This window comes from Brevundimonas sp. (assembly GCF_050729455.1).
Taxonomy (GTDB): domain Bacteria; phylum Pseudomonadota; class Alphaproteobacteria; order Caulobacterales; family Caulobacteraceae; genus Brevundimonas.
The window spans coordinates 1-6,780 of record NZ_JBOHLI010000090.1 but is presented as its reverse complement, the minus strand read 5'-3'; the positions used below and the strand labels follow the sequence as shown (position 1 = coordinate 6,780).

Below are 6,780 nucleotides of genomic sequence, written 5' to 3'. Positions count from 1 at the left end.
GGATCCCGATGATCTGCTCTTCCGAGAATCTCGCTCGTTTCATTCCGTCCGTCCTTTCAAGGGCCGGACTCTAGCTCCGCGTGGAGGAAATTCTCAGGGGCACGTCAGGGCGCCATCGACATCGTCGCATCGACGCGATTGCCGTCCTCAGTGAACAGGCATCTATACCCAGGTACAAAAGAGCAGGTTGGAGTAAACCTTCAGGTCAGGCGCTTCGCGCTCGACCCGACCGCCGTGGACACTATTTTTGATGAGCAAGTCGGATGTGGAGATCACATCCACACCAAGAGCGGTCTTTCTCTCAAGGCGATCTGCCAAATCAGTCTTCATAACCGCCATGTGATTCATCGGTTTCCCCGGTCGTTTCGGATCGGCTCATGCCCCGTATAGCGGCAGGCATCAACAACTATCAGAACTCTGCCATCCCGGAGATCAGATGACCTCGGAGCGCCTTGCCACGTCCTTTTCCGGACGGCTCCAGTCTGGCAGCCGCGCCCGAGTGGTCACCGCGTCCTGCCCCGCACGACGCCGTGGTCGGCTCCGGTGGTCGGCTCCGAAAGCCGCCGAAGCCGCTTCGACCAGAGCGCCGGGGCGTTGAAGGAGAAGTAAGGTTATCGTCGGTTTACGATAGGACTTAAGCGCCCGCTAAGCGTGTCTAATCGCTGGAAGTTAAGGGCCGACAAGTATCGTCACCTTGAAATCAAGGGTGATGAGGACGTCATGACCAAGCAGAGATCGGCAAAACGCCGCGCGTTTCTGGCTATCGCCGCCGGCCTGGCCGCCGTACTGGCGCCGCAGATGGCCTCGGCCGGCCCTTCGGCGGGATACTCCTATCGACTGAAGGCCACTGTCCCGGTGTCCTGCTGGGTGCGCCCAAGTGGAACGGTGATGGCGGAAACCGGCCGCGCCGGCTCGGTCGTCGAGGCCTGCAACAGCCCCGGCGGGTTCACGGTTTCGGCCCAATATCGCCCGCTGGTCGGTAGCGAGAAGGCCAAGATCATTTACGGCGACCGATCCCTGAACCTCGCCAAGGACGGTATGCTGGAGCTTCGCCGCTCCAGTATGGCGACCATCCGCACCGTCGACTATCGCTTCGACGAGGTCGAACTGAACGAGCCCCTGATCCTGGCCCTGACGATCCAGCCAATCTGACGCGGCGACCGACGCCCAAACAGGAAACGCCCCGCAGATGCTCTGCGGGGCGTTTTTTCATTGATCGAAGACTGGCGTCGCCGCCGCCGGCGATCAGAGCGCGGCGACGGTGAAGGTCAGGATGTCGCTATAGTCCCCGGCCCGCTTTCCAGCGGTGTCGCCAATCCGCACCGTCAACGGATAGTCGTCGTTGCGGGCCTGGGCCGAGACGACATCGAAACTGTAGGGCGCGGTCAGGTTGACGTTCCGGGCGCCCAGCTGGAGCCCGTAGTCGATATACCAGGCGGTCCCGGCCTGACGCAGCTTGCCCAGGTTCTGGGACGTGACCGAGACCCGGTAGCCGGCGGTGCTGTGGACATAGACCGAGGTGTTGAGCGCGCGCGTGCCCTGGCTCAACTCGCCCAGGCTGATGGTGGGGATGCCGTTCTGACGGGTGAACTCGCCCTTCAAGCCGATGACGGCGGCGGCGGCCGTCTCGAGCACCAGGGTCACGGGCCGTTCAGCGTGCACCTCGCCGTTGGCGGCCCGCAAGGCGATATAGGCGGTCTGGGTGTAGCGCCCGTAGGCCAGATTGGCCGGCGGCTGCACGGCGACGCGGATGCGCGCCATCTCGCGGCCTTCCTTCGGGACATGGATCTGCGCCCCGGTCACGTTCTCGCTGGTTCCCGAACGCGGCGTCAGATCGGCCCCGCTCCGCTGGTCGCGCATGGCGTAGGGCACGCGCACCGAAGTTCCAGGCGCCCCCAGACCGAAGGGCTCGCCGCGCAAGGAAACGTTGAAGCGTCCGTTGCAGGGCGTCTTTCCGGTGTTCACCAGGGCCAGGTCGAAATCGCGGACCGCCGCATCATCCTCGAGCGGATTGTAGCGGATGATCCACTGATCCGCGCCGGGATCCAGCGTCAGATTGCACTTGGCCTGGGCCGAGGCCTGCCCCGCCAGGGTCAGCGCGCCCATGGCGACGGCGGCGGCCATCAGGGTGTTGCGAACGGATCCGGAGATCATGGTCATCTTCCTTCCAGTCATTCTTCCGGCACGTCGATCGGCAGGGTGACGGTCTGCATATCCAGCAGGCCTTCGTTGTCCGCCGGGACCGTGAACTCGAAACCGGCGGCCGGACTCGTGAACAGATCGACGCGATAGGTCTTGCCGGGCTTCAGCTTCTGGACGGCGAAACGGCCGACCGAGTTGGTGAAGAACAGTTCGGGCTCGGCGTTCGGCTCGTCGACCGGGCGCACGCGGCCCGACAACAGCGCGGCGGGACGGCCGCCGTTGCCGACAATCCGGCCCAGGGCGGACACGAAGGCGTCGCTGCCCACCTGGATCGCATAGCCGCTCTTGTAGGTCGGCCGCACGCGCAGAATGCCGTCGCCGATGTCATAGCCCAACGGCGCGTCCAGCACGTCATAGCGCACCGACTGGTTCACATAGGAGGTCAGGGTGTTCGACAACGCTGGACCGAGGGCGCCGGAGCGCGCGGTGTAGTTCCCGCGCTGGAACGACTCGCCGACGATGACCGGGTGGTCGTCCAGGGTTTCGTGCGGATAGACGATGGCGAAGCTGTCATAGATGTTGCGTCCGACCGCCACCTTGCCGCCGGTGGTGGCGATAGAGCTGCCGATCCGCAAGGTGGTGATCTGTTCTTCGGTGATATCGCTGAAGGACTGGCCGAAGGCCGTGTGCGACAGGCTGGCGTCGAAGCGGTTGCCGACATAATCGACCTGACCCGAAACCGTGCCGGGCCCATCGTCATAGGTCGACTGGACCGAATAGCCCAGGGATCCGACGCGGTTCTCGCTCGACTGCTGGAAGCGCACGCTGCCGGTGTTGCGCGCGGAGCCGTAGCGCGCTTCGCCGCGACGATCGTAGCGCGGCGACCAGATCAGGGCGACCGTGAAGCCGAAACCGTCGCGCGATGAGCCGAAGGTGTTGCCGTAGTCGGTGTATTCCGCCCCGAACTGGACCCCCCACTCTGGCGTCACGCGATAGGTGGTGGTCGCGCCGAGGGTGTAGGAATCATCGAGGAAGGCGCTGCGGCTCATCCGGTAGGAAGCCGTGGCGTTGGCCAACCAGTCCGCCGAGAACCGATGCGAATAGGCCCCCGTGAAGATCCACGAGATCGGATTCTGCGCCGTGGCGTTGCCCAGGCTGGCGTAGTCCTCGGACGTATAGTCCGCCACGAAAGTCCAGCTGTCGTAGGTGTCGCCCTGATCGACGGCCAGGTCATAGCTGAGCGCATAGGCGTAGCCGCCGCCGCGATCGCTGTTGCTGACCGAGGCGTCCAGCCGCGCGCGCGCGCCGTTCTTCAGGATGATCTGGCTCTGGCCGGTCAGGTTCTGGACCTGCTCGGACGCCTGAAGGCCGACGCCCAGGGCGGGTCGATTCTCGAACGCCTTGCGCCAGTAGCCGGTGAAGGCCAGCTCGCCGTCGTTGTATTCCGGCGACCCGAACAGGCCGGTGTTGGTCACGCCCAGATAGGCGCCGTACTCATAGTCGCCTGGCTCCAGGTCGATGGCGTCCAGATAGGCGCTGTAGGCGATGGTCTCGGTCCGCCCGGACTCGTTCTGGACCTCCAGTTGGACATCGTTCGATCCAGTCTCCAGCGGCAGATTGGACAGGTCGTATTGGCCGGGGTCGAGACGGAATTCGCGCACGAAGACGCCGTTACGCAGCACCCGCACCGTCGAGGCTTCCTGCAGAACCAGTTGGCGGCCGCCCGCCAGGACGTTGTTGCGGAAGGTTTCGAACCGCTGACGCTGACGCGCCACGCCGACGCCGCCCATCTGGATATAGCCCTGACGGCCGCGGGTCTCCGGGTCCATGTCGCCCAGGTACCAACGCCGGAACGCCTCGGGCTCGTCATAAACGAAACGGGCGTAGCGACGGTCGACTTCATACTCGCCGGTGAACAGGTCCTCGCGCCCCTGCACGTCCGACTCGAAGACCAGATTCTTGAACCGGACGGCGCCGTTCAGATAGACGCTCGGCGCCGCCACATCGCCGGTCGAGTTGCGGCGCTGCACCAACATATTGGTGTTCAGATAGGCCGAGATGTCCTCGGGCGACGCCCCGGGTTCGTCCGGACGTCCGCCCTGGAACAGCGATTCGATCGACCGTTTGGTCGGGTCGATCCGCAGCACCAGCACCGCCAGCTGATCCGGGTCATACTCGAGGCGGATGCCCGTGGTGTTGATCTCTTCGGGCGCGAAGGATTCGACGCCCGCCAGCCGCGCCGCCAGTTCAGCCTGGGCCTCCGGCGTCAACAGCGGGTTGATCAGGCGCTGGAAGCCCGCGCTTTCAACGATGAACCGATCGTCGCGCGTCAGGAGGACCGGCATTTCGCCCAGGACGCGCCGGTTGAAATTCAGCGGCACCGTCATGGCGATGTCGCGGTCGTAGGGGTTGATGTTCGGGCGCTGCTGCGCCACCGCGATCGACGCGCCGCCCGGCAGGTCCTGATCGCTCTCGGCGTGCGCCATCCCCGTCGGCGCAGCCAGCATCGCCGCGATCAACGCGATACGGGACGCCGTTCCCCTGATTTTCGCCCCCCCCATCGTCATCGCGCGAACCGCAGGCTCACGGGCTTGGCGGGATCCAGTTCGACGCCGGTCGGCACCTTGAAGGTGCGACGGCCGCCGCCGGGCGCCAGATAGCCGACGCCGACGGTCTTGGAGACTTCGTCGCTGTTGTATTCCCGGCGGAAAGGCTGACCCGCCTTGTCCGTGCCCTCGATCACCCAGGTCGCGCCGCTCATCAGGGCATAGCGTTTGCCGCTGTTGGAGACGACGATTTCGACACCCGGCTCGGCCGGCGGCTGGGCGACGGGCGCCCCGCCCGTCAACGAGGGATCAATTTCGGGCGCGGGCGGCGTCACCATAGCCGGCGTGACCGACACGACCTCGACCTTGGGCTCGGCGCCCGGAGGCGCGACCACGATCAGGGCCTTCATGGTGTAGAGCACCTGCACCGCCACCGCGCCGCCGCCCTCGGGCACGTTCGGATCGGTGGCGACCGGCAGTTGCTTCACCCACAGGTAATAGGCGCGCGACACATCGATATTGGGTTCACCGACCCATTGAACGCGCACGACCTGACGGCCGCTGACCGGCACCAGCCCTTGCGGCGGGAAGACCAGGAAGTCCTCGTCGGCCGGCGTTTCGACCATGTTGCCGTCGGCGTCGATGTCCATGCGCGTGATGCGCGTCTCGAACGGCAGGGCCGCGGAGCCGACGTTGCCGACTTCGATCCGGGCGGCCGATCCAGCGCCGGAGGTCGTCAGTTCGGAAACCATCGGCGACACCCGCATCGCCCAGGCGGCCGTGATGAACAGCAGCCCGGCGACCAGCGCCGCCACACCCCCGAAGACCCGCGTCATCCGCGGGAAACGCACACCCCGTCGCGCCATCGTCGAACACTTCCCCAAAGCCGCCGCTTCCGACGGTGTTCCGTTCTTGGCCGCCCCCATGGCGACAAACCCGAGTCTCGCAAACTTCGCGCCACAGGCGAAAAGCCGCGAAAAACCATAGCGATCAATGATCACCGAAAGGAAAACGCGCGGCGCAGCCGAAGCCGCCCCGCGCGCAACCTGTCTTGACGTCGGTTCGCTTAGAAGGCGGCGATGTTGACGGTCAGGTCGCCCTGATAGGCGCCGGCGAGCAGCGACTTGGAGGGGACCGGGATGTTGACGTTCAGGGCCATCGGCGACTTCCAGGCGCCGTGCTGGGCGGTGACGCTGTTCGAGCCGGCGGCCAGGACCAGCGAGGTCGGCGAAGCCGCGCCCGCCACGCCGACGGCGCCGGCGGTGTAGTTGGCCGTCACCGAGAACGGCAGGTTGGCCTGGAAGACGTTGGTGTCGTAGCCGGCGGCGCTGTTGTTCACCAGGCCGCGGACGTCCGACTTGGACAGGGTGACGCGGTTCGAGGTGTTGCAGCCCGCCAGGTTGCTGTCGATCGTGACGTTGGCGGCGGCGGTCATGTCGAAGGCGGCGGCCGGACCGGTGTTGTCCGAGGCGAAGATGCCGATGGTGCCGAAGTCGATCGTCTGCGAGTTGCTGCTGCCCGAGTAGTAGGCGCAGTCCGTCGACACCGCGCCCTTCAGGGTGAAGGTCGCGCCGTCGCTGGTCGACGCCGTGCCGTTGTTGTCGGCCGACAGACCCTTGATCTCGATCATCGAAATCTGGGCGGTCGAGTCGTCGATCACCAGCGGGCTGATAGCCTTCAGGTAGTCGCGACCGATGTTGGCCGGATAGCCAGCTTGATTATAGGTTTCGTCGATCGTGCTGTTGGGCAGCAGATACACGCCGGGCGCACCGGGGACGTTCACGGCCGGACCCGCGACCGAACCAGTGGTCGCCGTGGCGTGATAGACTTCGCCGGCTTGGGCGGCGACGGCGGACAGGGCGAGGGCGGCGACGCCCGCGAGAAGCGAAACGGTTTTCATTTGATGATTCCTGTTCAGATGTCGGGCGACGCCGGAGACGGAGGAGCCTGAGCCCCTCCGTCAGGCGTCGGTTCGCTTAGAAGGCGGCGATGTTGACGGTCAGGTCGCCCTGATAGGCGCCGGCGAGCAGCGACTTGGAGGGGACCGGGATGTTGACGTTCAGGGCCATCGGCGACTTCCAGGCGCCGTGCT

General features: G+C 65.5%; 5 protein-coding genes. 1 reads left to right on the top strand and 4 read right to left on the bottom strand.

Annotated features, from left to right (window positions below; translation table 11 throughout):
- Positions 1 to 720: 720 nt before the first annotated feature.
- Positions 721 to 1,152 carry a hypothetical protein gene (locus ACREEF_RS15205; RefSeq protein ID WP_431566408.1) on the top strand — a complete coding sequence of 144 codons (432 nt, stop codon included), beginning with the start codon at positions 721 to 723 and terminating at the stop codon, positions 1,150 to 1,152.
- Between the two features lie 93 nt (positions 1,153 to 1,245).
- On the opposite strand, the gene ACREEF_RS15200 is transcribed toward ACREEF_RS15205, so the two are convergent.
- The 4 genes from ACREEF_RS15200 to ACREEF_RS15185 form a co-directional block, all read right to left on the bottom strand.
- Positions 1,246 to 2,154 carry a hypothetical protein gene (locus tag ACREEF_RS15200; RefSeq protein ID WP_431566407.1) on the bottom strand — a complete coding sequence of 303 codons (909 nt, stop codon included), beginning with the start codon at positions 2,152 to 2,154 and terminating at the stop codon, positions 1,246 to 1,248.
- A gap of 17 nt (positions 2,155 to 2,171) precedes the next feature.
- Positions 2,172 to 4,649: a hypothetical protein gene (locus ACREEF_RS15195; protein WP_431566406.1), complete on the bottom strand. Its 2,478-nt coding sequence runs from the start codon at positions 4,647 to 4,649 to the stop codon at positions 2,172 to 2,174.
- 56 nt (positions 4,650 to 4,705) lie between these two features.
- Positions 4,706 to 5,539: a hypothetical protein gene (locus tag ACREEF_RS15190; protein ID WP_431566405.1), complete on the bottom strand. Its 834-nt coding sequence runs from the start codon at positions 5,537 to 5,539 to the stop codon at positions 4,706 to 4,708.
- Between the two features lie 215 nt (positions 5,540 to 5,754).
- Positions 5,755 to 6,588: a hypothetical protein gene (locus ACREEF_RS15185; RefSeq protein WP_431566404.1), complete on the bottom strand. Its 834-nt coding sequence runs from the start codon at positions 6,586 to 6,588 to the stop codon at positions 5,755 to 5,757.
- Positions 6,589 to 6,780: the final 192 nt, after the last annotated feature.